22 protein-coding genes are annotated in these 26670 nt (G+C 60.9%); 15 read left to right on the top strand and 7 right to left on the bottom strand.

What is annotated here, in order from left to right; genetic code table 11:
- Positions 1-38 precede the first annotated feature (38 nt).
- A complete protein-coding gene (locus tag FHT28_RS11170; protein ID WP_047558672.1) occupies positions 39-716 on the top strand; it encodes a FadR/GntR family transcriptional regulator in 678 nt (225 codons plus the stop codon).
- Positions 713-1987 (top strand): MFS transporter, encoded by a 1275-nt coding sequence (locus tag FHT28_RS11165; RefSeq protein WP_168596277.1) that lies wholly within the window; start codon positions 713-715, stop codon positions 1985-1987. Before FHT28_RS11170 ends, FHT28_RS11165 begins: the two co-directional genes overlap by 4 nt.
- 57 nt (positions 1988-2044) lie before the next feature.
- Here FHT28_RS11165 and FHT28_RS11160 read toward each other — a convergent pair whose 3' ends face one another.
- Positions 2045-2749 (bottom strand): SDR family oxidoreductase, encoded by a 705-nt coding sequence (locus tag FHT28_RS11160; RefSeq protein ID WP_168596276.1) that lies wholly within the window; start codon positions 2747-2749, stop codon positions 2045-2047.
- A 529-nt stretch (positions 2750-3278) separates the two neighbouring features.
- Here FHT28_RS11160 and FHT28_RS11155 point away from each other — a divergent pair.
- The 3 genes from FHT28_RS11155 (at position 3279) to FHT28_RS11145 (ending at position 6868) form a co-directional block, all read left to right on the top strand.
- Positions 3279-3587: a co-chaperone GroES gene (locus FHT28_RS11155; protein WP_047558842.1), complete on the top strand. Its 309-nt coding sequence runs from the start codon at positions 3279-3281 to the stop codon at positions 3585-3587.
- Positions 3588-3635: 48 nt separating this feature from the next.
- Positions 3636-5270, top strand: coding sequence for a chaperonin GroEL (gene groL / locus FHT28_RS11150; RefSeq protein ID WP_037193007.1), 1635 nt, complete (start codon positions 3636-3638; stop codon positions 5268-5270).
- Positions 5271-5827: 557 nt separating this feature from the next.
- The gene (locus FHT28_RS11145) at positions 5828-6868 is read left to right on the top strand and encodes a fatty acid desaturase (protein WP_168596275.1); all 1041 of its coding nucleotides are present in this window, start codon (positions 5828-5830) and stop codon (positions 6866-6868) included.
- Between the two features lie 73 nt (positions 6869-6941).
- On the opposite strand, the gene FHT28_RS11140 is transcribed toward FHT28_RS11145, so the two are convergent.
- A complete protein-coding gene (locus FHT28_RS11140) occupies positions 6942-7571 on the bottom strand; it encodes a ParB-like protein (protein ID WP_168596274.1) in 630 nt (209 codons plus the stop codon).
- An 80-nt stretch (positions 7572-7651) separates the two neighbouring features.
- Positions 7652-8200 (bottom strand): cupin domain-containing protein, encoded by a 549-nt coding sequence (locus tag FHT28_RS11135; RefSeq protein ID WP_168596273.1) that lies wholly within the window; start codon positions 8198-8200, stop codon positions 7652-7654.
- 141 nt (positions 8201-8341) lie between these two features.
- On the opposite strand from FHT28_RS11135, the gene FHT28_RS11130 reads away from it, so the two are divergent.
- On the top strand, positions 8342-9676 hold the full coding sequence (locus FHT28_RS11130) for an aspartate aminotransferase family protein (RefSeq protein WP_168596272.1): 1335 nt from the start codon (positions 8342-8344) through the stop codon (positions 9674-9676).
- Between the two features lie 46 nt (positions 9677-9722).
- Here FHT28_RS11130 and FHT28_RS11125 read toward each other — a convergent pair whose 3' ends face one another.
- Entirely contained in the window at positions 9723-10334 is a 612-nt protein-coding gene (locus FHT28_RS11125) for a TetR/AcrR family transcriptional regulator (RefSeq protein WP_080760598.1), read from the bottom strand.
- Positions 10335-10544: 210 nt separating this feature from the next.
- Between FHT28_RS11125 and FHT28_RS11120 the strand changes: the two genes are divergently transcribed.
- Genes FHT28_RS11120 through FHT28_RS11110 form a run of 3 tightly spaced genes read left to right on the top strand, consistent with a single transcriptional unit; the run spans position 10545 to position 14289 of the window.
- Complete coding sequence (locus FHT28_RS11120; protein WP_168596271.1) at positions 10545-11021, top strand: (2Fe-2S)-binding protein; 477 nt, start codon at positions 10545-10547, stop codon at positions 11019-11021.
- Entirely contained in the window at positions 11021-12004 is a 984-nt protein-coding gene (locus FHT28_RS11115) for a xanthine dehydrogenase family protein subunit M (RefSeq protein WP_168596270.1), read from the top strand. The genes FHT28_RS11120 and FHT28_RS11115 overlap by 1 nt, the downstream gene beginning before the upstream one ends.
- Positions 12001-14289 (top strand): xanthine dehydrogenase family protein molybdopterin-binding subunit, encoded by a 2289-nt coding sequence (locus FHT28_RS11110; RefSeq protein ID WP_168596269.1) that lies wholly within the window; start codon positions 12001-12003, stop codon positions 14287-14289. Before FHT28_RS11115 ends, FHT28_RS11110 begins: the two co-directional genes overlap by 4 nt.
- A gap of 47 nt (positions 14290-14336) precedes the next feature.
- Here the strand turns inward: FHT28_RS11110 and FHT28_RS11105 are convergent, their stop codons facing one another.
- Positions 14337-15059 (bottom strand): winged helix-turn-helix domain-containing protein, encoded by a 723-nt coding sequence (locus tag FHT28_RS11105; protein WP_210255723.1) that lies wholly within the window; start codon positions 15057-15059, stop codon positions 14337-14339.
- A 154-nt stretch (positions 15060-15213) separates the two neighbouring features.
- Here FHT28_RS11105 and FHT28_RS11100 point away from each other — a divergent pair, with 154 nt between their 5' ends.
- Entirely contained in the window at positions 15214-15984 is a 771-nt protein-coding gene (locus FHT28_RS11100) for a metallophosphoesterase (RefSeq protein WP_168596267.1), read from the top strand.
- A 19-nt stretch (positions 15985-16003) separates the two neighbouring features.
- Here the strand turns inward: FHT28_RS11100 and FHT28_RS11095 are convergent, their stop codons facing one another.
- Both FHT28_RS11095 and FHT28_RS11090 read right to left on the bottom strand, forming a co-directional pair.
- Entirely contained in the window at positions 16004-17161 is a 1158-nt protein-coding gene (locus FHT28_RS11095) for a patatin-like phospholipase family protein (protein ID WP_168596266.1), read from the bottom strand.
- A gap of 35 nt (positions 17162-17196) precedes the next feature.
- Positions 17197-17943, bottom strand: coding sequence for an acetoacetate decarboxylase (locus FHT28_RS11090; RefSeq protein WP_168596265.1), 747 nt, complete (start codon positions 17941-17943; stop codon positions 17197-17199).
- Between the two features lie 207 nt (positions 17944-18150).
- Here FHT28_RS11090 and FHT28_RS11085 point away from each other — a divergent pair, with 207 nt between their 5' ends.
- The 5 genes from FHT28_RS11085 (at position 18151) to FHT28_RS11065 (ending at position 26669) form a co-directional block, all read left to right on the top strand.
- Positions 18151-18939 (top strand): 3-hydroxybutyrate dehydrogenase, encoded by a 789-nt coding sequence (locus tag FHT28_RS11085; protein ID WP_047558700.1) that lies wholly within the window; start codon positions 18151-18153, stop codon positions 18937-18939.
- 87 nt (positions 18940-19026) lie between these two features.
- Positions 19027-19941: a polyphosphate kinase 2 gene (ppk2, locus tag FHT28_RS11080; RefSeq protein ID WP_037192980.1), complete on the top strand. Its 915-nt coding sequence runs from the start codon at positions 19027-19029 to the stop codon at positions 19939-19941.
- 272 nt (positions 19942-20213) lie between these two features.
- Positions 20214-22814 (top strand): LuxR C-terminal-related transcriptional regulator, encoded by a 2601-nt coding sequence (locus FHT28_RS11075; RefSeq protein WP_246704843.1) that lies wholly within the window; start codon positions 20214-20216, stop codon positions 22812-22814.
- A gap of 115 nt (positions 22815-22929) precedes the next feature.
- Entirely contained in the window at positions 22930-24609 is a 1680-nt protein-coding gene (locus FHT28_RS11070) for a hydantoinase B/oxoprolinase family protein (protein WP_168596263.1), read from the top strand.
- On the top strand, positions 24606-26669 hold the full coding sequence (locus FHT28_RS11065) for a hydantoinase/oxoprolinase family protein (RefSeq protein ID WP_168596262.1): 2064 nt from the start codon (positions 24606-24608) through the stop codon (positions 26667-26669). Before FHT28_RS11070 ends, FHT28_RS11065 begins: the two co-directional genes overlap by 4 nt.
- The last annotated feature ends 1 nt before the right edge of the window (position 26670 follow it).

Below are 26670 nucleotides of genomic sequence, written 5' to 3'. Positions count from 1 at the left end.
AGTCATCAAGTCATCTGATGACTTGATGAGATGTGATCATGCGCGCCCTGACCAAAACCACGCTCGCTGAAACAGCGGTCGAAGCAATCCGCGGCGAAATCATTGCAGGGCGATGGCATGTCGGCGAGAAATTGCCCAATGAGGCTTCTCTCTCATCCATGCTTTCCGTCAGCCGTGGCACCATCCGCGAGGCAGTCCGGGTGCTGGCGTCTCAAGGCTATATCGAGACACGACAGGGATCCGGCACCTACGTGCGCTCGACGACCAACCTCGGCCGCCCTTTCGACATGGCGCGCCGGGCCGGGCTCCGGGACCAGTTCGAAGCGCGTTTGGCGCTCGACGTCGAGGCTGCACGCCTGGCCGCTCTGCGACAGACGCCGGAGGTGATTTTGCAATTGCGTGCGCTGCTGAAGGCGCGAGGAAACTATGATGGCGGAGACAAGACCGCATTTATCGAGCGAGACCTCGCCTTCCACAAGGCGGTGATCGCGGCGTCGCAGAACAGGGCGATGATCGAGATCTACGAATTCTTTTCCGTGTCGATCGCCGAGACCATCGAGGCGACGCTCGGCGAGGATCTTCCCGAGCCGGATATGCAAGCGCATGTCGCAATCGTCGACGCCATTGAAACAGGTGATCCGGAAGCGGCAGGCTCTGCCGTGCGCCGCTTCATGGCTCCGGTTGTCGCCACCCTCGATCGGTTGCTGATGTCATGAACACACCTTCGCAGAATGCCGCTTCTCTTGAACTGATCGATGCCGAGGCCGATGAAATCCCGCCACCGCAGCCGCATCGGGGCAAATCGCCAATCGGCAGATTTCTTCTCGGCGCAAGCCTTGTGCTGATTGCGTTCAATCTCCGGCCGGTCTTCTCGAGCGCCTCGGCGTTATTGCCCGAAATCCGAAGCGGGCTTGGCCTTACCGTATTCGGTACGAGCATCCTCACCACATTGCCTGTCGTCTGCATGGGCCTGTTTTCACCGCTCGCGCCAAGACTGGCGCAGCGATTGGGGACGGAGCGCGTGCTGCTCGGCGTGATTCTCTTCCTTGCGCTCGGCACGGCGTTACGCGGCATTTCCTCTATCTCCCTGCTGTTCTTCGGGACGGCCTTGACCGGCGCCTGCATAGCGATCGGCAATGTTCTCTTGCCGGGCGTGGTCAAGCGTGATTTTCCGGACAAGGCGGCCCTGATGACGGGCTGCTACACAATGGCTCTGTGCGCGGGCGCGGCGAGTGCAGCCGGACTCACGCTTCCGATCGAGCATAGTCTTGGCGGGTCGCTCGGCGGCGCGCTTGCGGCCTGGGCCTTGCCGGCCCTCGTGGTCGGGCTTCTGTGGCTGCCGCAGGTGATTGGATCGGGCACCCAAGCGCGGCGCACCGGCTTCCGCGTCATGGGCCTATGGACTGATGCCGTCGCCTGGCAGGTAACGCTCTTCATGGGGCTACAATCGGCGCTTGCCTATTGCGTCTTCGGCTGGCTGGTCCCAATTCTGCGCGAGCGTGGCCTCGATGGCGTGACGGCCGGCGCAATCGTGTCGGTTTCAGTCATGGTGCAGGCGGCTTCGTGTCTTGTGGCACCTCACATCGCCGTCAGGGGCAAGGACCAGCGGGCCATCAACGTCATTCTTTGTGCGGTCGCGGTCACGGCGCTGCTGGGCCTGCTCTTCGCGCCGCTCTGGACGGTATGGTTCTGGGCCGTGCTCCAGGGTATCGGGCAGGGAGGGCTGATCGCGGTGGCGCTGACCGTGATCGTGCTGCGCTCGCCCGACCCGCACGTCGCCGCGCATCTGTCCGGCATGGCGCAGTTCATAGGCTACCTGCTTGCCGCAATCGGGCCGCTCGTCGTCGGCATGATCCACGGTTGGACGGGAAGTTTCGCCTGGTGTTCGGTTCTGTTCGTCCTGCTTGGTCTCGGCGCCGCCATCAATGGCTGGTTTGCCGGCCGCGCCATCAACGTCAATGCCACGACGATAGAAACCGGCACGTAATTCGGACTACGTGCTGACCCGACTGGAACGAGGGGCGGTTTCGCCGGCCGGCAGGTCTCATATGGAGCGGGTTAGTCCGCCATCGACCTTGAGGTTCTGGCCGGTGATGTAGCCTGCGCCATCGGATGCGAGGAACGCGATCGTGGCGGCAATCTCCGAACTCGTGCCGTAGCGCTTCATCGGCACGCCGTCGCGGCGCTCTTCGGTTGCCGGCAAGCTGTCGATCCAGCCCGGCAGTACATTGTTCATGCGGACATTATCGGCCGCATAGGTATCCGCGAAAATCTTGGTATAGGCGGCAAGGCCGGCACGGAAAACGGCTGATGTCGGAAACATCGCCGATGGTTCGAAGGCCCAGGCCGTGGAGATGTTGATGATCGCACCCGACTTTTGCGCCTGCATGATCGGGGTGACCAGACGAACGGCGCGGACTACGTTCATCAGATAGACGTCAAGGCCTGTGTGCCATTGCTCGTCGGTGATCTCGATGATCGGCGCTCTTGGTCCGTGGCCGGCACTATTGACCAGTACGTCGATGCGACCCCACTTCTCCATCGTCGCATCGGTCAGGCGTTTGAGATCGTCGTTCGACTGATTCGAACCGGTGATGCCGATGCCGCCGAGCGACGCCGCAAGGGCCTCTCCCTTGCCGGAGGATGAAAGGATCGCAACCCTGAATCCATCGGCGGCAAGGCGCTTGGCGGCTTCCGCACCCATGCCGCTGCCGCCCGCCGTGATGATTGCTACTTTTTCTATCGACATGCCGTGAGCCTCTCTCTGTTCGTTTGCGGGCAAGGAAAGATTGCCTGACTTTTATGAGTCAAATAGCATTTCAGGCGCGCTGGCACCAACCAGTTGCGTTTTTATTTGAGATGAAGATCCGTTTTGCGGGTGCCCATCCTGACCGCGGTCAAGGTTCCGCCCAACTACCAAAAGGGCGGCCGTGACGATCGTCCGTTACAATTGCTCATGGACGAACGGGCGGCCGTCGAAAGCGCTGCCAAAGCATCTTCCCATACCCGGCCGCGTCCGCAGCAAACTGATATGCGAAGCACCGATCGATATTTATCTTGGAGAAAATCCGGTTAGTTGAAATAAAAACTCATTCGTCATTACAATGGAGCCGGTAATTTTCATCAGAATTGCCCATACAATTCTATGGAATCATGGACGCCATTCTCGTATGATTTTATTCTCCAAATAATATTCGTTGGCACTCCTATCAATCGAGTGCCAAGAATGTTATTTTATGGTTGCAGCCGCCCTATGCGCCGGCCGCAGAAAGATCTTTATGCTATTTCGCCCGCTGCACGACCGCGTCGTCATCCGACGCGCCGAAGGTGATATCAAATCCAAGGGCGGGATCATCATTCCCGATACCGCCAAGGAAAAGCCGCAGGAAGGTGAAGTGATCGCCGTCGGTCCCGGTTCCCGCGACGAAAATGGAAGGCTGATCCCGCTCGACGTCAAGACTGGCGATACGATCCTGTTCGGCAAATGGTCGGGAACCGAGGTCAAGATCAATGGTGAAGACCTTCTGATCATGAAGGAGGCCGACATTATGGGCATCATCGAGAACGCCGTCGACAAGGCTGCCTGATCCACCGAATTTAGCTCCTTTATCTCAAGACTGAACAGGGCAAAGACAATGTCTGCCAAGCAAATCATTTTTTCTACCGACGTCCGCGACCGATTGCTTCGTGGCGTGGAATTGCTGAACAATGCCGTCAAGGTGACGCTCGGTCCCAAGGGCCGCAACGTCGTCATCGACAGACCCTATGGCGCTCCGCGCATCACCAAGGATGGCGTATCGGTCGCCAAGGAAATCGAGCTTGAAGACAAGTTCGAGAACATGGGCGCGCAGCTGGTGCGCGAGGTGGCTTCAAAAACCAACGACCTTGCCGGCGATGGTACCACGACGGCGACCGTGCTCGCCGCGTCCATCTTTCGCGAGGGTGCCAAGCTGGTTGCCGCCGGGATGAACCCCATGGACCTCAAGCGCGGCATCGATCTCGGCGTTACCGCCGTGCTTGCGGAAATCAAGGCGCGCGCCACCAAGGTCAAGTCCTCAAGCGAGATCGCGCAGGTCGGCACGATCGCCGCCAATGGCGATGCCAGCGTTGGCGAGATGATCGCCAAGGCCATGGAAAAGGTCGGCAACGAAGGTGTCATCACCGTCGAGGAGGCCAAGACGGCTGAGAACGAACTCGATGTCGTCGAGGGCATGCAGTTCGACCGCGGCTATCTCTCGCCCTATTTCGTCACCAATGCCGAAAAGATGCGCGTGGAACTGGAGAACCCCTATATTCTCATTCACGAAAAGAAGCTCGGCAATCTGCAGGCGATGCTTCCGATCCTCGAGGGTGTGGTGCAGAGCGGCACACCGTTGCTGATCATCTCGGAAGATGTCGAAGGCGAAGCGCTGGCGACATTGGTCGTCAACAAGTTGCGGGGCGGCCTCAAGGTCGCTGCCGTCAAGGCGCCGGGTTTCGGCGACCGCCGCAAGGCCATGCTGGAAGACATCGCCGTCCTGACGGCCGGACAGATGATCTCCGAGGATCTCGGCATCAAACTGGAGAACGTCACACTCGATATGCTCGGCCGTGCCAGGCGCGTGCTGATCGAGAAGGATACCACGACGATCATCGATGGCTCTGGCGATAAAGCCGCCATCGAGGCACGTATCAAGCAGATCAAGGCGCAGATCGCGGAGACGACCTCAGACTACGACAAGGAAAAGCTGCAGGAGCGGCTGGCAAAGCTCACCGGCGGCGTTGCGGTGATCCGCGTCGGTGGCTCGACCGAGATCGAAGTCAAGGAAAAGAAGGACCGCATCGACGATGCCCTGAATGCCACCCGTGCGGCGGTCGAGGAAGGCATCGTGGCCGGCGGCGGCGTTGCGCTCTTGCGTGCGAAAGCGGTCCTCATTGGGCTCACCGGCGAAAACGCCGACGTGACGGCGGGCATCGCGATCGTGCGCAGAGCACTGGAAGCGCCGATCCGGCAGATCGCCGACAATGCCGGTGTCGAAGGTTCGATCGTCATCGGAAAACTTGACGACAGCAAGGATCCTAATGAGGGCTTCGACGCGCAGACGGAAACCTATGTCGATATGATCGAAGCCGGCATCATCGATCCAGCCAAGGTCGTGCGGACCGCGTTGCAGGACGCCGGCTCGATTGCGGCGCTTCTGATCACCGCCGAAGCCATGATCGCCGATATTCCCGCCAAAGAACTTGCCCAAAACACCGGAAATGGCGCCATGGGCAATATGGGATATTGAGAGCAGTGCCTGAAGCGCTCGGCCAGTTTGGCCGGGCGGTATTTTCGCCATTTTGAGTGGTAATATCACTCCGTTGAGCGAACAGGCATTATGTGGTTGCTCGCAATGCGGGCCTCCAAATACTCTGGGGTAGTCGTTCGAGGATATCACATTCGAGCGGCTGCCGTTCCACTAGCTGATATCAACCTCAAGAAGGATCGCATCGATGGCCAAGGGACAAGTGAGAGGCAACCGCGAGGTTCGCAAACCGAAACAGGAAAAGCCTGCCGCAAAGGTAGAGAGTACGTTCGCGAGTCAGATCAAGGTCGCGACAAAGAACAATCCGCCGAGCGGTAAAGGCAAGAGCTGAGCTCGATCGGGAATGATTGTCAGGTGCCGGCAGCCAGGCACCACGTGAACGGCCATGCGAGGACGTGGTCGAGAAACTCAGGAGACACGACAACGATGAATGTTCTTCAGGCGATCTATCGCTTCGATTATTTGCTGCTCCCAATCGGTTCAGCTGCTGTGATAGCTCTTGCCTTGTTGGCATTCATTGCGGCTCGGGGAGTTATCTTTTGAGCGAGGCCATCGACCACGACCCATCTGCGCCTCTTTTCGACGAAAAAGCATGGCTCAAAATCCTCGCCCGGTATCGCCAGCCACGTGCCAGACGCAGCCTTATCGAACTCGCGGTGACGGCCATCCCATTTGCGCTGTTGTGGGCCGGGACATGGGCAGCCGTTTACTTTGGCTTCTGGTTGGGCCTTATCCTCATCATTCCCGCGTCTGCGTTTCTTCTGCGTCTGTTCATGATCCAGCATGATTGTGGCCACGGTTCTTTCTTTGCGCGCCGGCGTATCGATGACTGGACCGGCCGCGCTATCGGCGTCCTGACGTTTACACCCTATGACTATTGGCGCAGGGCGCATGCGGAGCATCATGCCTCGGCGGGGAACCTCGACGAACGCGGCGTCGGCGACATAACCACGCTGACCGTTGAGGAATACAGTAGCCGGCCATGGCGCGGGCGGCTTGCCTACCGTCTTTACAGGCACCCGGCGATCATGTTCGGCATAGGCCCGGCATGGCTGTTCCTGTTCAAGCAACGGTTGCCTTTCGGCATGATGCGATCCGGCCTTTTGCCCTGGGTATCCACCATGGCGACAAACCTGGCCATCGCCATCGCCTCCGCGTTGCTCATCTGGGCAATCGGCATCCTGCCCTTCCTCTTGGTGCATCTGCCGATCGTCCTGCTGGCGGGAGCCGCCGGCATATGGCTCTTCTATGTGCAGCATCAGTTCGAAGAAACCCATTGGTCGAAAGAGCCTGAATGGCGGTTTCAACACGCGGCGCTTCATGGCGCGTCGTACTATGATCTGCCGCTGATCCTGCGCTGGATCACCGGCAACATCGGCATTCATCACATTCATCATCTGTCGAGCAGGATACCCTACTACAGGCTTCCGGAAGTGCTCAAAGACCATCCGGAACTGGCTGATATAGGCCGGATCACCATGATGGAGAGCCTGCGCTGCGTAAAACTGGTTCTCTGGGATGAACAGAACCAGCGCCTCATTTCGTTTCGCGATGCGACAAAGCTGCGACGCTCCAGATAGGCGCGGGGCAGGTCCACACGAAGCTTGACGCAGTCTCAAACTGGCCAGCGTTACGCCTTGATTTCAGATTCAGTCATTCGGCAATCGATCCACACCAGCCCGGCAGGTAATCCGCCTCCCTGCCTTTGGCGAGCGCGAGCGACCTTTCCAGGGCGTCGTCGAAATCTCGGTCGACGTCCTTCCGCTTCAGGCGGCGGCGCAGGAAATCCGCCCAGAGAAATTCGCTGAAAGGGGTCGTGTCCTTGGCGTAGCCGCCATGCCGGCGCAGTTCGCCCGCCAGCGAACGATAAGGGTCATCGACCAGATCCTTGATGCTTTTCGGGATGGCTTCGTAGCCGCGTCGTTTGCCGTCTTCGTCGAACGGATGCATCCAGTCATGGCAATCCATCACGAACCAGAAGGAATCCTGATCAAGCCGTGAGAGATCGGCCACCGTCGTGACCAGAATGTCCCTCACGCCCTCCTCATGGAGCGCAAGCGACAGGTGATGATGGTCAATGACATAATATCGCCCGCGTGGCCCACGGATTGCCGGCACCATGTGGTTTCCCAGGAACTCTCCGGCCTTTTCATCTTCAGCCTCTGCTTTCGCGCGCCAAGCCTTTCGCTTGGCCTTCACCTCGCGCATGCCGACGGTGATCTGGGTAGGCCGCAGCTCCTCGATCGGAACTGGATGCAGGATCGGTTCACGCAGCATAACCATTTGGAAGTTCTCCGCGAAGGTGGCATCAGCGGAGCGTAGCATGAGCCGCGAGTTGGACAAATTGGTCCTGATAATAGCGATCAGAAGCTTGGGGGCGTGCACGCGCTGATGACGTCGCAGGGGACCGGGCCGACGCAGCGGAAGCGATGCGGCCGGCGGCTTTCGAAATAATAAGCGTCGCCCGGTCCAAGAACGCGCCGCTCGTCATCGACGGTCACCTCCAGGCGGCCTGATAGCACGATGCCGCCTTCTTCTCCGTCATGGACCAGCGGCACTTTGCCGGTGTCAGCTCCCGGCTGGTAGCATTCTTTCAGGATTTGGAGACTACGTCCGAACAGGTTTTCGCCGACCTGGCGATAGGAGATCGGGCCTTTGCCGATCTCGACCAGTTCCTCGGCGGCATAGAAAGCCTGCTTCGGCCTATCCGGCTCGAAGGCAAAGAACTCGGCAAGGCCGATCGGGATGCCATCCAGAATGCGCTTGAGGGCGCCGACCGAAGGGTTGGCCGAGTTGGACTCGATCAACGAAATGGTCGAATTGGTCACGCCGGCGCGCTTGGCGAGCTCGCGCTGGGAAAGATTGCGTGCGAGACGCAGATGGCGAAGGCGGTTGCCGATGTCGACGGACATAGTTTCACCTTTTCGGATGTTCGAAATATCGCAAACTTTACTATTCACTCCAATAAAATCAATGCGTTGTAGTCATAAAGAAAAGGGCTTGTTCGAAACAGGGAAATCGCTGATGTCAATGTCAGCGCAATGGAGGCGACGATGGATAAGATCACTCACCCCAATACTCCGGTTCTTGACAATTTCTGGATGCCGTTCACGGCGAACCGCCAGTTCAAGGCGGCACCTCGGCTGTTGGCCGCGGCAGACGGCATGTATTACACCGATGTCGACGGCAACAAGGTGCTTGACGGCACCGCCGGCCTCTGGTGCGTGAATGCGGGTCACGGCCGCAAGAAGATTGCCCATGCGGTGGAACGCCAGCTTGCCACCATGGATTTCGCACCGACCTTCCAGATGGGGCACCCGATCGCCTTCGACTTTGCCGCCAAACTGGCCCAGCATGCGCCGGGCGGCCCGACCGCGAAGCTTGACCGCATCTTCTTTACCGGTTCCGGTTCAGAATCCGTCGATACCGCGCTCAAGATCGCCATCGCCTATCAACGCGCCATCGGTCAGGGGACGCGTACGCGCATTATCGGTCGCGAAAAAGGCTATCACGGCGTCGGCTTCGGCGGCATCTCGGTCGGCGGCCTGGTCAACAACCGCCGCGTCTTTCCTCAGATCCCCGCCGATCACATGCGCCACACGCTCGATACCGAGCGCAACGCCTTCAGCAAGGGTCTGCCGGCCCATGGCATCGAACTGGCCGAGGATCTGGAGCGGCTGGTCGCGCTGCATGGCGCTGAGACTATCGCCGCCGTCATCGTCGAGCCGATGTCCGGCTCGGCGGGTGTCATTTTGCCGCCGAAGGGCTATCTGGAGCGACTCCGGGCGATCGCCGACAAGCATGGCATCCTGCTGATCTTCGACGAGGTGATCACCGGCTTCGGTCGCCTGGGCACGCCCTTTGCGACCGACTATTTCGGCGTCGTTCCCGATCTCATCACGACAGCCAAGGGCATCACCAACGGCACGATACCGATGGGCGCGGTCTTTGCGAGCCGCAAGGTCCATGATGGTTTGATGATCGGTCCGGACAATCAGATCGAACTCTTCCACGGCTACACCTATTCGGGGCATCCAGTCGCCTGCGCGGCCGGTCTCGCAACCATGGAAATCTATGAGGAAGAGGGGCTGCTCACCCGCGCCAGCGAGTTGGCGGACGACTGGCAGAATGCGCTGCATTCGCTGAAGGGTCTGCCGCATGTCGTGGATATCCGCAATCTCGGCCTCGTCGGCGCAGTGGAACTCGCATCGCGTGAAGGTGCGCCGGGCGCCCGTGCCTATGATGTCTTTGTCGACTGCTTCCAGAAGGGGCTTTTGATTCGAGTGACCGGCGACATCATCGCATTGTCTCCGCCGCTGATCATCGAACGCGGTGAGATCGGCACCATTGTCTCGATGCTCGGCGACGCGCTGAAGCGAGCCGCCTGACGTTCAATGGGCGGACCGCGGCCGGCCGCTTGATGTGGCCGGCTGCCTATTTGTGGCAGCGCAATCCGTCCATCAACAATCCGATCAGCCGGTGGGAGCGATCGCGCCAATCGGCTGCATCGGGGATGGAATAGATGCTGGAGAGTGCGTGCAGCACATCCATGGTTTCCATGTCCTTCCGGATCAGGCCCTGTTCGGCTGCCTTCTCCAGAAGGCTGCCCAAAGCGCCGCGCAGCAGGCCGGAGCTGTCCGCGAACAATGACGAATTCGACGTCATCAGGATGCGCAGGCTGTTCGACATCCCCCGCTTCGTGGCGATATAGTTCACGAACCGCCGCATCCATTCTTCCAGTGCCGCGTCCGGCGCATATTTTTGGGAAAGCTCGATGGCCGCAGCAGCAAGGCCTTCGAGTTCGCGTCGATAGACGACCTCAACCAGATGTTCCCGCGTCGGGAAATGCCGATAAAGCGTGCCGATGCCGACGCCGGCCTGCCGGGCTATATATTCCAGCGAGGCTTCCGCTCCTTTTTGCGCGAAGGCGTCGGCAGCGACTTCTATCAACCTGTCGCGGTTGCGGCGAGCATCCGCACGCAGCTTGGTCGGCGCCAACGATATTGTCCTCTGCTCGGCCAAGGCTAGGTGAAGCTCCCATCGCATCAGGGCTTGACGAAAACAAACAAGCCGCTAGTTTAATCGGAGGCGCCTCCGTTTATCTGGAGCGCCTTCCACTTCTTAATCTAGATGAGTGCCAGATGTCATGCCGAAATGCATCGGCGTCGTTTTCCATGAAAATGATGGAGTAGCTGGCCGACCGGACTCGTCTAGATTTCGAACGTCTCATTCTCGTGACGATGGCAGGAGCTTATCATGACACGATCCATTCATATTGCGCTCGATATTAACGGGCAGCGACACGAGCTCGACGTCGAGCCGCGCGTCACGCTGCTTGACGCGCTGCGTGAGCATCTGACGCTGACGGGCACCAAGAAGGGCTGCGACCAGGGCCAGTGCGGGGCCTGCACCTGCCATGTCGATGGCAGGCGTGTTCTCTCCTGTCTGACGCTTGCCGCACAGGTGGAGGGGCGCCAGATCACCACGATCGAGGGTCTGGCCGGTGAAGCCGGCGATCTGCATCCGATGCAGGCGGCATTCATCGAGCATGATGCCTTCCAGTGCGGCTACTGCACGCCGGGCCAGATCATGTCGGCAGTTGCCTGCATCCGCGAGGGTCATGCGGGCTCCGACGCCGAAATCCGCGAATACATGTCCGGCAATCTCTGTCGGTGCGGGGCCTACAACAGCATCGTCGCGGCGGTGCGCCAAGCAGCGGTGGAGGCAGCGTAATGCGGGATTTCTCCTATATTCGCGCGACATCCGCCAGCCAGGCCCGGAGTGCCGCGCAGCAGGCGGGTGCCATGTTGCTCGCCGGCGGGACGACGTTGCTCGATCTTGCCAAATGCGGTGTGAGCGAGCCTGAAACGGTCATCGATATCACCCATCTTTCCGGCATGAGCGGCATCGCCGTCGATACGGCCGGTGCCAGGATCGGCGCGCTCGCCAGGATGAGCGAAGTGGCCGACCACGGGGATATTCAGGCAGCATTCCCCGCGGTTTCGCAATCGCTTTCGCTTGCCGCCTCCGCCCAGCTCCGCAACATGGCGACGATCGGCGGCAACCTTTTGCAGCGGACCCGCTGTTCCTATTTCCGTGATCCCGGCGCCTTTCCGGCTTGCAACAAACGCAATCCCGGTTCCGGCTGCGCGGCGATCGGCGGTATCACGCGCAATCATGCCGTGCTCGGCGCGAGCGAGGCCTGCATCGCTTCCTATCCCGGCGATCTTGCGGTCGCTCTGGTTGCCTTCGATGCGGTTGTCGAGCTCGATGGCCGCAAGGTGGCCGTCGACGATTTCTTCCTTGCGCCCGGCAATACGCCGGATAGGGAGACCGTATTGCAACGCGGCGAAATGATCACCGCCATCACCATTCCGGCCTCCGCTGCCGCCGTGAATTCGACCTACATCAAGGTCCGCGACCGCCAGTCTTATGAATTCGCCGCCGCGAGCGCTGCCGTCGGCCTCGAACTGGAGGCGGATGGCAAGACCGTCCGCGATATCCGCGTAGCACTCGGCGGCGTCGCTACCAAGCCGTGGCGCGCGCGCTCCGTGGAACAGGCGCTCATCGGCAAGGCTCTCGATGTTGATACCGTCGAGAAGGCAAGCCGGCTCGCCATGGAGGGTGCCGTCTCGCATGGCGGCAACCACTACAAGATCGAACTCGCGCCGCGCGTCGTTACCCGCGCCATTTTGAAAATGGGAGGTCTTGCATGACCATGATGGAACCTCGCAAACACGGCGATGCCTCAGACGGCACCGTCGGCGGCCGTCAGTCACGTTTCGAAGGCAGCATGAAGGTCACGGGTACTGCGACCTACGCGCTGGAATACCCGTTCGAGAACCTGGCCTATGCCGTTCTCATCCAGAGCACGATCCCGGCCGGTCGTGTCCTGAAGGTCGACATTGCGGATGCGCTTGCGATACCGGGCGTGCTCCTGGTGCTGACGCCGGAGGATGATCTGGGTCTCAAGCTCGGGGCAGACTGGGGCGGTAACAAGCCCGCGGAAGGACCATACTATCCGCTGCCGCGTGAGGTGCAGTTCAATGGCCAGTCGATTGCCGCCGTCGTGGCCGAGAGCCGTGAACAGGCAACGGAAGCAGCCAGGCTTGTGCGGGTCACCTACGAGGAAAGCAAATACGTCGCCAACCTCAACGACCCGAATGCCGGCGAGGGCAAGCTCATGGACGCGCTCTCCTCCGCCTGGGGCGATGCCGAGGCGGCGCTTGCCGCATCCCCGGTCCGGATCGAGGCCGAATATTCCACGCCGCGCGAATATCACGTCGCGATGGAGCCGCACGGCCTGACGGCCAAATGGGATGGCGAGCAGCTGACCATCTGGGAGCCGAGCCAATGGTCGCACGGCATGGCGCGCATGTATTCCGAATGGTTCGACATGCCCTATGAAAATGTGCGGATCATCTCACCCTTCATCGGCGGCGGCTTCGGATCGAAGGGGCAGCCGCTTGCCTATGGCGCTGTCGCGGTCGCGGCTGCAAGAAAGCTCGGCCGGCCGGTGAAGCTCGCGGTTACGCGTCCGCAGAATTTCACCAGCTATGGCGGCCGTGCTGGGACGAAACAGAAGATCGCACTTGGCGCCACCGAAGATGGTATCCTGCAGGCGATCGTTCATCGCGGCGCCAGCGAGACGTCCGTCTACGCGGACTGGCCGGAGCAGACGGGGGCGGCAACCTCGATCCTCTACAAGGTCGAGAATTTCTCCTCGCAGCATCGCATCGTGCCGGTCAACAGCGTGACGCCAGGCGCCCTGCGCGGGCCGGGCAAGAATCCGAGTGCCTACGGCATCGAATGCGCGATCGAGGAGCTTGCCTACAAGCTCGGTATGGACCCGCTTGAACTCCGGCTGAAGAACTATGCCGACCACGACTACCAGTCCGGCAAGCCGTGGTCGACGCGGCAGCTGCGTGAGGCATTGACCAAAGGAGCTGAGGCCTTCGGCTGGTCGCGGCGCAGCCATGCGCCACGGTCCATGCGCGACGGCAAGACCCTGATCGGCTGGGGTATCGGCTGCGGAACCTTCCCCGTCATTCGGGCACCGAGCGAGGCGATGATCCGCATTCTTTCCAGCGGCAAGGTCGAGGTCATCAGCGGCGCCATCGATATGGGGCAGGGGACCTATACGATCCTTGCCCAGAGTGCGGCTGAAGTCTTCGGCATTCCGGTGGATCAGGTCGAAGTCCATCTCGGCGATTCACGGCTGCCGGGTTCGGCAATTGCCGGTGGCTCGATGCTGGCCGGCTCGATCATGGGGGCCGTCCATAAGGCCGCAGTTGCCGCGCGCGACGAGCTTATCGGCCTTGCGCTCAGCGATGCCAATTCGCCGTTCCGTGATACGGGGGCGAATACGCTGAACTTCGTCGAAGGTCGCATCGCCGCGCCGCGCGGCGAAGCCCCTTCACTCACGCTGGCGGAACTGATGTCCGCGCTCAAGCGCGAGGAGATCGAGGTTCGTCGCAATACCTTGCCTGAAGGCGCGAGCGCCCAGGAGCAGGTGCAGGCCTGGACGACCATGGCCAAGGTGCAGGGACCGACGATGGGCGATTATTCCATGCACAGCTGGTGCGCCCATTTTGCCGAGGTGCGGGTCGACGAGGATTTCGGCACGGTGCGGGTGTCCCGCATGGTATCGGCCTTCGATTGCGGCCGGCTCTACAATCCGCGGCTGGTCGAGAGCCAGTGGCGGGGCGGCATCATCATGGGCATCGGTCAGGCACTCCTCGAGGAGGGATTGGTCGACATGCGCAACGGGCGAACCGTCAACAACAATGTGGGCGATTACCTCGTGCCGACGAATTCGGACATACCGGATCTGCAGGTGATCTCGGTCGGTGTACCTGACCACAATGCCTCGGCGCTCGGCGGCAAGGGTGTGGGCGAAGTCGGCATTGTCGGAGTCGCGCCTGCCATCGCCAATGCGGTGTTCCATGCGACCGGCAAGCGGATCCGCGACCTGCCCATTACGCTGGAAAAACTTCTCTAGAGGCGGGTTGATATAGGGCTGCAAGGGCGGAGCCTGGGCTCCGCCCGCTATACGGTATGATCGCCGGATACCCTCAATATCTGCTCCTCGATGCCGAAATGCTTTTTCAGCCCTATCCATCCCATAGGCGTGACCTCGACGGCGCGGGACGACTTTGCGCGTCGTATCCACCCTTTGCTGCAAAGAAGATCGGTGAATCGAACGCCGAGCGGGCCGGCGAGATGGTATTGCCGCTCCGTCCAATCGAGGCATTGCCGGGCGAGACCGCGCCGGCCCGGCTTGACCGCCGCGACCTCGAGGCCAACGCATGCAAACCAATCCGCGCCGGCTTGCGTTACCTCGAATTGTTTATCGGATGCCGCAACGAGAAAGCCTCGCTCTTGCAGCCCGCAGGCGACCGCCACGCCGACGCGGCCGGCCAGATGGTCGTAGCAGCAGCGCGCAAACTGGAGTTTTTGTGCGTCATGCGTGAGCGCTCTTCGGCGAACAGGTTCCCTCGGTCCTATGGAGGCGAGGTTTTCGAGAACAAGGGCCACATGAGAGCCGGCCAGGCGATAGTAACGGTGACGCCCTTCCGTTTCGACCGTTAGCATGCCGCCCGCCAGCAGTTTGCCCAGATGCGAGCTGGCCGTCTGCGCGGTCACGCCGGCGCAATAGGCGAGCTCACCGGCCGGCCGCGCGCGTCCGTCGAGCAATGCGGTGAGCATGACGGCGCGAGCGGAATCAGCAATCAGAAAGGCTGCGGCGGCAATATTCGGCTGTTGGTTCATCATCATGGCTCCTGAGGTCAGCCGCCATCTTAGCAGGAAAGATGTTCCCACGCTTCGACACGGGTCGAAGCATCGAGTCGGGTCGGCATCATAGGTTGCGGTGTTAGATCACGACTCTGAACACCACAGCATCTTCTCGAATTGAGGTCCGGCAATGACCAGAACTGTTATCGCTCACTTAACCGACGCTCACCTCGGCCAGAAACTGACGATGGGAGCCGAAATGGCCGGCACCAAAATGCGCTATCTCGACGAGCCTCGAGAGCATGAGGACCATCTTCGGCTAGTTCTCGACGATATCGTCGGCAAGGGCATCTCTGATGTCGTATTTGGTGGCGATATCGGGACGCAGGAATCGGTTCGGGGCTTTTTCGAGATTCTGGGCGGCTATGATTTCAAAGTGTCCATCATCCTCGGCAACCACGATACCTATCCCAACGTCGTGCAACATTGTCGCATGGACGATGGTGCCGTCGAAGGAAAGATGTGCTTTTCACACAATAACGGACATCTGAAACGCATCTTTCTTGATTCGTCCGATAACGTGCTGGGCGACGATCAGCGCGCCTGGCTTGCCCGTGAACTCGATGGCGTAAGCAAGGCAGCGCTCTTTGTGCATCATCCGGTCCTTGCGATCGATACGCCCCTGGAGCAGGCTGGCGTCGCCTTGCGTGACCGGGATGAGGTCAAGACGCTGCTTCTTTCCCGCACCGATTGCGAGCTATCGGTATTTTGCGGTCATTACCACATGATAGACGAGGTCCGCCAAGCGAATATCAGCCAGTTCGCCACGCCGGCTGTTTCCTATCAAATCATTAGGCATTCCGACCCGCTTCGGGTGGATACCGACGCGTTCGGCTATCGGATCGTGGAAATCGATGACGCCCGGATCAGAACGGAAGTCGTGATGCTCACGAGCGCATAGGCACCAAAACGGTGCCGTCTCAGACCGGGTCTTCGCGATGCAGGTCGTGGATCGCAACGGCGTCGTCGCTGAGGGGCGGCAGCAGCCATTCGGTATGGCGCAGTGTGCGCTTGGTGTCCTCGAGGCCCATGTCCCAATGTTCGCGCATCGAGGTGCCGGAGAATTCATAGTCCTTGGCGTGGCCCTCGTAGTTCTTGTGCTGATAGATCAGGTGGACGATGTTGACGACGCCGGCATCGGAATAGTCGATGATCAACTCTTCCTCTTCCGGGGTCAGCTGGTCCTTCGGGACGCGCTTCAGAGCGCCGAGCAGCTTCATCTTCAGCCCGTGGATACGCTTGAAATTGTCGGTGTTCTGCCGGGTGCGGCTTGAATACATGATGTCCTTGTGGCGCGACAGCACGTCCGGCATGCTGCGCGGCAACACGCCGCGCGCGCTGAACAGATCGACCTGGAATACCAGCGAGCTGCGATCCTCCTCCTGGTCGAGCAGATATTGCAGCGGAGTATTGGAGACGATGCCGCCGTCCCAATAATATTCACCTTCTATGCGGACGGCCGGCAAGGCGGGCGGCAGCGCGCCGCTCGCCATGATGTGTTCCGGTTCGATGCGCAGATTGTCGGTGTCGAAATAGACGAAGTTGCCCGTCCTGACATTGACCGCGCCGACGCTGAAGCGCTTCTTGCCGTCGTTCAGCACGTCGAAATCGATCAGCATCTCCAGCGTTTTCTTCAGTTCGGCGGAATCATAGAAGCTTGTAGCGCCCTCTGCGCCCGGCAGTTCGAGCCATGGATTGGGGAAGCGCGGCTTGAAGAAGCCGGGCTGCCCCATCGTCATGGTCATCCATGAGCTGGTGCGGTTGCGGATGTCGCGGAAGACGTCGCCTTCCGGCGTGTAGGCCCAGATCTTGCGGCCGGAAATGATCTGCCAGAACTGTTCGAGGCGCTGCAGGCGGTGGCGCGGCTCGTTGCCGGCGATGATGGCCGCGTTGACGGCGCCGATGGACACGCCGGAAAGCCATGTTGGCTCGCATCCCGCCTCCGCCAGAGCCTGGTAGACGCCAGCCTGATAGGCACCGAGTGCGCCGCCGCCCTGAAATACCAGGGCGACACGATCATACTGCGCGGCAATTTCGGGGATCGTCGGCACTGCGGCTTTGGCGTTTCGTTCGAGCACGGTGCATCTCCAGCAAAGGGAAAGGTAAGGCTTTGTTACCTGCGCTCGGCGAGATAGTCGTGAACGACTTCGCCGAGCCCGAGCGTCAGATCCGCGGTGAAATGGACGGCCGAGACCACTTCCAGAACCGGCAGCCGCGCCACGTCCGCCATCACATGCGGCCTGAGATCGAGGGCGGCGGGCGAGGTCCAGGCTTCCTTGATGGTGATATCGGTCAGGTAGTAGCGCACGAGCTCGCAGATGCGCGGCCTGGCGTCGACATGCGGCACGATCTTGATCAGGAAATTGGGCTCGGACAGAGCGGCAAGCAACGGTGCCTGCTCTACCGGCTTGTGCTTGTAGCCCATCGTTCCCGTCGCGCACAGCACGCTGCCGTAATGCAGCGTGCCGACGATGACCTCGCCTTCGTTGACGATCTTTGGATTGGCGAGTTTCTTCGGGAAGCCCCAGATCTCGCGGCCGCCGGTGATCGGCGCATCGTCGTCCAGATACATGGAATGGACGTAGCCGCCAGCCTGGCCCCGATATCTGACCGGGATGACCTGCCCGGTCTCCGTATAGTCGCCGAAGCCGGTGGAGTCGGGCATGCGGATGAATTCGTATTTCACCAGCGGCTCGTCGATTTCGAGCGGCTCCGGCACCACGGCCTGCAGTGCCTCGCGCGTGGTGCGATAGGTTATGATGATGTATTCGCGATTGAAGAACCGATAGGGTCCGGGAGGATAGGAAGGATTGGTCAACGGCATCGCATAGGCATGCTTCAGAATGTCTTCGACCTTCATCGCATTTTTCCACAGTTGGAGAAAACCGCCGGGCGCAGCGGCGAAAACTTGCATGGTTGCATGACAGTGAAATGTCAGTTGCCGGATAGTTGCCGCCGACTGGCCGTCGGATCTGTTATCAAAGCGACATATGACACTGGCAGTGTGCGCTCATCTCGGCATTTTCCATTTGCTCAACCATGTCATAGAGATTGCGGGAGTTGCATTATGGGTTCGTTGACTTCGAAGAATGCGCTGGTCACTGGTTCGACGAGCGGCATCGGGCTTGCGATTGCGCGCGCCTTTGCCGCCGAAGGTGCGAACGTTACGATCAACGGTCTCGGCGATGCCGACGCGATCGAGAGGGAACGCGCAGCGATCGAAGCCGATTTCGGCGTGAAGTGCCGCTATTCCGGCGCCAACATGATGAACGGCGAGGAAGTGACCTCAATGGTGCGCGATGCCGAGAAAGCCTTCGGCAGCCTCGATGTTCTCGTCAACAATGCCGGCATCCAGTTTGTCGCCCCGATCGAGGAATTCCCGGATGACAAATGGGAAGCGATCATCCGCATCAATCTTCTGGCCGCCTTCTATGCGATCAAGGCCGCCATTCCCGGCATGAAGGCCCGCAAGTGGGGCCGCATCATCAACACGTCCTCGGCGCATGCGCTGGTCGCCTCGCCTTTCAAGTCGGCCTATGTATCGGCCAAGCACGGGATCACCGGCCTGACCAAGACGATCGCCTTGGAAGCTGCGCAGGATGGCGTCACCGTCAATGCGATCGCGCCGGGTTACGTCTGGACGCCGCTGGTCGAAAAGCAGATCCCAGAGACGATGAAGGCACGCAACATGACGGAAGAGCAGGTCAAGCACGACGTGCTGCTCGCCGCCCAACCGACGAAGGAATTCGTCACCGTGGATGAAATTGCCGCTGTCGCCGTATTTCTGTGCAGCGACGCGGCCAAGCAGATCACCGGCACGACGCTTTCCGTCGATGGCGGCTGGACTGCCGAGTAATACCGCGACTTGAGTGAGCGCGAGCGCGCTGGCTCCTTCCGGTCGAATATTTCAACATCAATAGGAAAACAGAGCAGGAAGCGCGCAATGACCGAAGAGACCCAGGATCGGCTCAACCGCATCAAGGACGAGATTGTCGATAGCTTCGACGAAGAACTGGAGATGCAGCTCGAGGAAGATCGCCTGGACGAGCTGGTTGCCGAGGGGATGGGTGACGAGACCGGCCCCTCGCTCGACCGCAGGATCTATTTCCGCGAGCTCTTTCGCCTCCAGCACGAACTCGTGCGCCTGCAGGACTGGGTGCAATACAAGAAGCTGAAGGTTGTCGTGCTGTTCGAGGGCCGCGATTCCGCCGGCAAGGGCGGCGCCATCAAGCGGGTCACGCAGCGCCTCAATCCGCGCGTCTGCCGCGTGGTCGCGCTGCCGGCGCCGTCGGAGCGCGAGCGTCATCAATGGTATTTCCAGCGCTACACGGCCCATCTGCCGACCGCCGGCGAAATGGTGCTGTTCGACCGCAGCTGGTATAACCGCGCCGGCGTCGAGCGCGTCATGGGTTTCTGCACATCGGAGGAGCTCGAAGAATTTTTCCGCTCTGTTCCCGATTTCGAGCGCATGCTGGTGCGCTCTGGCATCATCCTCATCAAATACTGGTTCTCGATCACCGACGAGGAGCAGGAATTCCGTTTCGGCATGCGCATTCAGGATCCGCTGAAACAATGGAAACTGTCGCCGATGGACCTCCAGAGCCGCGTGCACTGGGAGGAATATACCAAGGCCAAGGAAGAGATGCTGGAACGTACTCACATTCCGGAAGCGCCGTGGTGGGTCGTGCACGCCGTCGACAAGAAGAAGGCGCGCCTCAACTGCATCGCGCATCTCCTCACCCAGATCCCCTATGAAAATGTGCCGAAGCCGGAAATCATCCTGCCCGAGCGCATGCGCAATGCCGACTATCATCGCACGCCGGTGCCGCTGGAAATGTACGTGCCGGAGATCTATTGATACGATGAAGCGATGACGGTCCCGTTTCGGCGGGTCCGCCATCGAAGCCCGCTGTGTGGTAAGCGAGACCGATCTCTGTCGGTCGTCTTCCTCGAAGCATGCGCAATGACTGAAATCGTTTCCAGATTTGCCCCACAGGGGACAACTAAGAGACGAGGTTTAGCTTGACTTGCCAAGAGCCTGCCAAGTCCGCATCATCGCGCCCCATGAGTGGACAGAACCGATTTGCTCCTCCAACAAGCGGACAGCAAACCATCAAGCGCGGCGATCTGTTGCGGCAGCTTCAGCGCGCCGGACTGCGTCGGCTGACGACCATCGTGGCGCCTGCCGGTTACGGCAAGACCTCGCTTGCGGCGCAATGGTACGAGCTGCTGAAGGAGGAAGGTGTCAGTCTCTGCTGGGCCTCGCTTGATGCCGAGCATATGGATCAGGCCACCTTTCTTCTTGCCCTCATCGATGCGCTGGAGCCGCTTCTGGCCGAGGACGGCGGCGACGCCGGCAATCTGCCGGCAAGCGCGCTTCTTTCCGTTCTTGCGACGCGCCTGCGCAAGCTCGAGGGCCCCGTCATCGTCTTCCTCGACGATTATCATTTCGCTCAGACGGATGCGACCGAGGCGCTGATGGCGAAGATCCTCGCCGATCCCTCGCTCAGCCACGTCAAACTGGTGCTGGTGACCCGCAGCCCGCCGCGCTTTCCCCTTTCTGCGTTGCGGCTCAGCGGCGAATTCAAGCAGTTTGGTATTGCCGAACTCGGCTTTTCCGATTCCGAGGCGCGGGAATTCTTTGCCGGCAAGGGTATCCATCTGACCGAAGAGCAGGTCGGCTCCTTCAATCGCCGGACGGAGGGCTGGGCCGTGGCGCTGCAGATGGTGAGCCTGCTGGTTTCGGAAGCGGACGAAGGTTATTCCATTCTGGCCTCGTTCGACGGCGGGAGTGCCGACATGGGCTCCTATCTCTCGGAGCAGGTGTTTGAACATTTGCCTGAGGACATCCGTCTGTTTCTGATCGAGACCGCCGCCTTGCCTGCCTTCAATCGTGGTCTGCTCGAGGCGGTGTTGGAAGGGGGAGCGCGCGCGGGCATCATCGAACGGCTGAACCAGCACGCCCTTCCCGTCACCCTGCTTGCCGGACCCGGCAACTGGATGCGTTATCATCCGGTCTTCAACGCGTTCCTGAAGGAAACCGCCAGCCGCAGGGGTGTTGACGCCAAGCGCACGCTGAACCGGGCGGCGCGCTGGTTCGAAGCTCAGGGTGATATCGAGCGGGCGGTCCAGCACGCGCTTCTCGCGGATGACGCCAATCTCGCGGCGCGCATCGTCGAAACTGCCGGCGGCTGGCGGCGCATCTACGCCACCACACGCGGCGGCGCAACGCTCTTCCAGGCGCTGAGCGGGCGCGCTGCCGAGATCGATCTTGGTCGCTTTCCGCTTGCGACCCTTGGGCTTGCGATTTTCTGCGCCAAGGCGGCGCAGCTCGACGCCGCCAACCATTATATCGCCATAGCGGAGCGTGCTGTTGCCGCTGACGAGACGCTGGCGAAGGATCTCCGTGTCGTGCGCATTCTCATGGCGCTCTACATGGATCGTTGGGCAAGTGCGGCCGATCTTTCGGCACTCGAGGACGACTTGCAGCGGCCGGACGGCGTGGAGCTTATCCATCGGGCGCTCGCGCTGAACATGCTCTCATACAATTTCCTGATCCGCAGCGAGCTCGACCGCGCATTGCACTATGGTCAGCTTGCCATCCGCGCCTTTCGCGACGGCGGTGCCGATTTCGGCGCGATGCATCTCTATACCCATGTCGGTCAGGCCTCCTTCCTCTCGGGAGATTGCGCGAGCGCGATTTCGGCCTATGACCAGCTGATCCGCGAAGCGCAGACCAATATCGGCCCCGGTAGCGACCTCGATGCCGTCGGCCAGGTGCTGAAGGCCGAGCTTCTTTCCATCCGCGGCGACACGGAAGCGGCAGCGGAAACGCTGGGCTGGGCGCTGCCGCATCTTGAACGTCACGACACCTGGTTTGATCTTCTTGCCGCCGGCTTCATGGCTGAACAGCGGATCCTCCGCATGCGCGGGGACCATCTTGCCGCCCATGCCGCCATGGATCGCGTTCGCGCGGTTGCACGCCGCCGTGGCTTCGATAGGCTCATCCGCTTGGTCGATGGCGAGCGGGCCCTGCTTTTGTTGGCGTCGGGCGATCTGGCTCAGGCGATCCGCCATGCCGAGGCCAACGGCTTCGGCGCGCAGGCTGAGGCCTCGGATCGTGCCAATGCATTGTCAATCCATCTGCGTGGCGTGACCCCATCGCTCTTCTGGACACGCGCGTACCTGGCGCTCGGCGAACCTTCGAAGGCACGCGACGTTTTCAATCGGCTGATCACGCGCCAGGCTCAGCGCCCGCATACCCTGCGCGCCATTGAGCTCGAGCTCATCGAGATCGGGCTTCTCACAGCCGAGGGCCGTGCCGATCTGGCCGCGACCCGCCTTTCCGATCTCGTGTTGACGATGCCGCTTGCTGATTACCGCACGCTCCTCCATCTCGAGCACGCGGTGCGGCTCGCCGATCTTCGTGTGCTCGCCGATCATCCGGCCGTCGCGGATATTACCCGCAAACGGCTCGAATCCTTGCTTGTGGTCGCCGATGAGGCGCAGCACGCATCGGCCGGCGAGGATATGTCCGGCTTTACCAGCCGCGAGCGCAAGGTGATGGAACTGCTGAGCGCCGGACTTTCCAACAAGGAAATCGGCCGCGCCCTTAAGCTCTCCGACAACACGATCAAGTTCCATCTGCGCAATATCTTCGCCAAGCTCAATGTCTCGACCCGGACTGCGGCGGTGTCCGTGGCGCGTGACAAAGGTATCCTAAGTCGTTAACCCACCTGAATGGGTAGGATATGGATTGCGGCTCGCCCACCCATCAGGAAGGCTATCGAGGTGATCAATTCATCCCTAATCTATGTTTTAATAACATAGCGTTGAGGGGTGCTTCGTGACCACTGTCGATCCCGTGACCCAGGAGATCATCGAAGGCAAGCTGACTGCAACCGTCGATGAGATGGGCGTGGTGATGGCCAGAACTTCGATGAGCCCGGTAATCTACGAGGTGCTCGATTTCGCCTGCGGTCTCCTGACGCACACCGGGGAACTGGTCGCGCAGATGAACGGCATCACGCTGTTCACCGGTACTTTCGGCATGCAGGTCAAATCTCTGATCGCACTCTATGGCGAGGATCTCGAGGACGGGGACATCCTGCTCACGAACGATCCCTATTCCGGCGGCACGCATGCCTGCGATTTTGCCATCGTCAAGCCGATCTTCTTCGATGGTCGGATTTTGGCTTATGCCATCAATGTTGCCCATTATCTCGATGTCGGCGGCTCGGTTCCCGGCTCGCTTGCGCCCAATGCCGTCTCGGTCTTTCAGGAAGGGCTGAGATTGCCCGGCGTCAAGGTGGTGCGTAGCGACCGCTTCTCCGGCGAAATCCTCCGCATCATCCGTGAAAACGTCCGCCTGCCCGACATTGCCATCGGCGATCTGACGGCACAGGTGGCAACTGTTCGGGTCGCTGCGCGCCGGATGGATGAACTTGCCCGGAAATATGGCGTCGATGTCGTCGAGGCCGCGTTCGATCATCTCCTGACGGTGAGCGAAAAGCAGGCGCGCGCCGCCATTGCCGCCTTGCCTGACGGGACCTATGAAGCCGAGGATATCATCGATGGGGATGGCGTGACCACCGATCCCATCGCAGTCAGGGTTGCGGTGACGATTGCAGGCGACCAACTGACCGCTGACTTCACCGGTTGCCCGCCGGCCGTTGCCGGTCCGATCAATTGTGCGGCGGGCGCGCTGCAGTCGGCTGTGCGCACCATATTCAAGGCATTGGTGGCGCCGCAGGCCCCCTCCAACGAAGGCTGGTTTCGGCCTCTCACCGTCGTTGCGCCACGGGGGTCGGTTTTTACGGCGGAAAAGCCGTCGCCGACCGGCTGGTATTACGAAGGCTCGGTTCATGCCTCCGAACTTGTGTGGAAGGCCCTTGCCGGGCTCATGCCGGAACGGTTTTCGGCGGGGTCCTACACAAGCCTCTGCGTTGTCTATCTCGCCGGCAAGGATGCGGCGGGCCAACCCTTCATCCATATCGAGCCGCAGCATGGCGGCTGGGGCGCGAGCGAGGATGCGGACGGTGCAAATGCCTTGATCGCCCTCACCGACGGCGATACCTACAATTACTCGGTCGAGGTCATCGAGGCGCGTTTCCCGCTGCTCGTGCGCCGCTATGCCCTCAATGTCGAGGGTGGCTCAGGCGCGGGCCGCCGTCGCGGCGGCTTCGGAGTCATCCGCGACTATGAAGTGCTCGAAGACGGCGCATCCGCCTATTGCAGCTTCGGGCGGACACAAACTCCCCCCTGGGGAGTTGAAGGAGGCGCACCCGGCACTCCCAATCTCCTGCAGGTGGAGGATCGCGACGGGCTGACACGCAATTTTGGCCGCGAGCCGGATATCGCGCTCAAGCGTGGCGATCTCGTGCGCATCATCACCGGCGGCGGCGGCGGCTGGGGCGAGGCAGGCGCTCGTGAGGCCGAGAGCGTCCGGCGCGATGTCGAGAACGGCTACATCACGAAGGAGGAGGCGAAAAGCCGGTACGGATTTGAAGAGAGGGTGGCGGTATGATCAGATTGGCGACGGATGTGGGAGGTACCTTTACCGACCTCGTCGGCTACGACGAGCGCACCGGCGAGGTTTTCACCGCCAAGAGCCTGACAACTATTCCCGATCAGTCCGAAGGGGTGCTCTCGGCCATCGAGCTTGCCGAACAGAAGGACGGGCTTTCCACCCGCGACGTGATTTTCTTCGCCCATGGCGGGACGACGGTCATCAATGCGATCACTGAGCGCAAGGGCGTCAAGACGGCGCTTGTGACGACAGCCGGTTTTCGCGATGTGCTGGAAATCGGCCGTGGAAATCGGCCCGATCTCTATAATCTGCATTTCAAGAGCCCGGAGCCCTTCGTGCCGCGCAGCCTGCGCTTCGAAGTCCGTGAGCGCCTGGATGCCAAGGGCCGGGTATTGACCCCGATCGTGCTTGACGATCTCGAGCCCATCATCCGCGAATGCCGCGCCCGTAATGTGGAGGCGGTGGCGGTCGTCTTCCTGCATAGCTATGTCAATCCCGAACACGAGATCCTTTGTGCCAGGGCACTGGCCGACGCCCTGCCGGATGCGACCGTCTGCGCGAGCCATGAGGTTTCCCGTCAGTGGCGTGAGTATGAGCGCTCCAATACGACTGTGCTGAACGCCTATGTGCAGCCGATCATCAAGCGCTACTTCGCGCGCCTCGAAAGCGCATTGACCGAGCGCGATCTCACCTGCCCCTATTACGCCATGCAATCCAACGGAGGCATCTCGACATTCGATCAGGCGCAGATGAGCCCGTTGACGCTCGTCGAATCCGGCCCGGCCGGCGGGGTGGCTGGAGCGGCGCGCATCGGCGCGGTGCTTGGCGAATCGGAAATACTTTCGCTCGATGTCGGCGGCACGACGGCAAAATGCTCATTGATCCATGACAGCCGCCCGACGCTCGATAGCGAATACAAGCTCGAGCATACCCGCATTGCACCCGGCTACCCCGTGCAGGTGCCGGTCGTCGATATCGTCGAAATCGGCGCAGGCGGTGGCTCCATCGCCCGTATCGACGAGCGCGGCGCGCTTTGCGTGGGGCCGGAAAGCGCAGGCTCGATGCCTGGGCCCGCCTGTTACGGTCGGGGCGGAGATAAGCCGACCCTCTCCGATGCCCTGCTCACGCTTGGCATTTTCGATCCGGCAAGCTTTGCGGATGGGCAGATGCAGCTCGACAAGGACAAGGCGGTCGCGGCAATCGCAACCGTGGCTGAGCCGCTTGGGTTATCCGTGGAGGATGCAGCGCTCGCCATCGTCGAGATCGCCCACGCTTCGATGATCAATGCGCTCAAACTCGTGACGGTCCAACGCGGACATGATCCGCGCGACGCTGCCTTTGTGATTTCCGGCGGCGCCGGACCCGCGCTTGCCTCCCGCCTCGGGCGCGATCTCGGGGTGAAAGTGACGGTGGTGCCGCCGCATCCCGGCATCTTCTCGGCCTGGGGAATGCTGGCGGCCGAACCGCGCGCCGATTTCCGCGGTACCTGGTTCTCGCCCCTTGAACCGGAGGCGATCAATGAGCTGAAGCGCCGTTTCGATGGATTGAAGCGTGAGGCGGTCACCTACTTCGCCAAGGGCGCTGCGGCCGACATACGGTACACCTGCCGCGTCGAAGCCCGCTATCGTGGCCAGGAGCACGGCGTCTTCGCCCTGTTCGAACCCGGCGATGACACTGAAAGTTTTGCCGAGCGGTATCATGCCGCTCATGAGCGCGCTTATGCCTTCCGCCTTCCGGCCTCGGCGATCGAGATCACCATGATCCATCTTGAGGCGGTGTTGCGCGGCCCGGTCATCGCCATTCCGAAATTGAAGCCTGACGGCCGCTCGCTGGACGCTGCCTTAAAGGGCCAGCGAGAGGTCTATTTCGGCGGAGCGATCGGATGGACGCCTTGCCCGGTCTACGAGCGCACAAAATTGCCGTATCTGGAGAAGATCTCAGGCCCGCTCCTCGTCGAGGAACCGACCTCGACGTCGCTGGTGGTCGCCGGGCAGGAGCTCGAGGTGAGCGAGGAGGGCCTGCTCCTCATTCGTGAACGCGATGGGGGAGGTATCTGAC

Source organism: Rhizobium sp. SG570, assembly GCF_012275345.1.
Taxonomy (GTDB): domain Bacteria; phylum Pseudomonadota; class Alphaproteobacteria; order Rhizobiales; family Rhizobiaceae; genus Rhizobium; species Rhizobium lusitanum.
The sequence above is the reverse complement of the archived record's forward strand: the minus strand, read 5'-3'. Positions and strand labels throughout refer to the sequence as shown.

Coding starts and splice junctions, on each gene's coding strand:
- FHT28_RS11170 (WP_047558672.1), top strand. CDS start 39: ATGCGCGCCCTGACCAAAACCACGCTCGCTGAAACAGCGGTCGAAGCA.
- FHT28_RS11165 (WP_168596277.1), top strand. CDS start 713: ATGAACACACCTTCGCAGAATGCCGCTTCTCTTGAACTGATCGATGCC.
- FHT28_RS11160 (WP_168596276.1), bottom strand. CDS start 2,749: ATGTCGATAGAAAAAGTAGCAATCATCACGGCGGGCGGCAGCGGCATG.
- FHT28_RS11155 (WP_047558842.1), top strand. CDS start 3,279: ATGCTATTTCGCCCGCTGCACGACCGCGTCGTCATCCGACGCGCCGAA.
- groL (WP_037193007.1), top strand. CDS start 3,636: ATGTCTGCCAAGCAAATCATTTTTTCTACCGACGTCCGCGACCGATTG.
- FHT28_RS11140 (WP_168596274.1), bottom strand. CDS start 7,571: ATGGTTATGCTGCGTGAACCGATCCTGCATCCAGTTCCGATCGAGGAG.
- FHT28_RS11135 (WP_168596273.1), bottom strand. CDS start 8,200: ATGTCCGTCGACATCGGCAACCGCCTTCGCCATCTGCGTCTCGCACGC.
- FHT28_RS11130 (WP_168596272.1), top strand. CDS start 8,342: ATGGATAAGATCACTCACCCCAATACTCCGGTTCTTGACAATTTCTGG.
- FHT28_RS11125 (WP_080760598.1), bottom strand. CDS start 10,334: ATGCGATGGGAGCTTCACCTAGCCTTGGCCGAGCAGAGGACAATATCG.
- FHT28_RS11120 (WP_168596271.1), top strand. CDS start 10,545: ATGACACGATCCATTCATATTGCGCTCGATATTAACGGGCAGCGACAC.
- FHT28_RS11115 (WP_168596270.1), top strand. CDS start 11,021: ATGCGGGATTTCTCCTATATTCGCGCGACATCCGCCAGCCAGGCCCGG.
- FHT28_RS11110 (WP_168596269.1), top strand. CDS start 12,001: ATGACCATGATGGAACCTCGCAAACACGGCGATGCCTCAGACGGCACC.
- FHT28_RS11105 (WP_210255723.1), bottom strand. CDS start 15,059: ATGAACCAACAGCCGAATATTGCCGCCGCAGCCTTTCTGATTGCTGAT.
- FHT28_RS11100 (WP_168596267.1), top strand. CDS start 15,214: ATGACCAGAACTGTTATCGCTCACTTAACCGACGCTCACCTCGGCCAG.
- FHT28_RS11090 (WP_168596265.1), bottom strand. CDS start 17,943: ATGAAGGTCGAAGACATTCTGAAGCATGCCTATGCGATGCCGTTGACC.
- FHT28_RS11085 (WP_047558700.1), top strand. CDS start 18,151: ATGGGTTCGTTGACTTCGAAGAATGCGCTGGTCACTGGTTCGACGAGC.
- ppk2 (WP_037192980.1), top strand. CDS start 19,027: ATGACCGAAGAGACCCAGGATCGGCTCAACCGCATCAAGGACGAGATT.
- FHT28_RS11065 (WP_168596262.1), top strand. CDS start 24,606: ATGATCAGATTGGCGACGGATGTGGGAGGTACCTTTACCGACCTCGTC.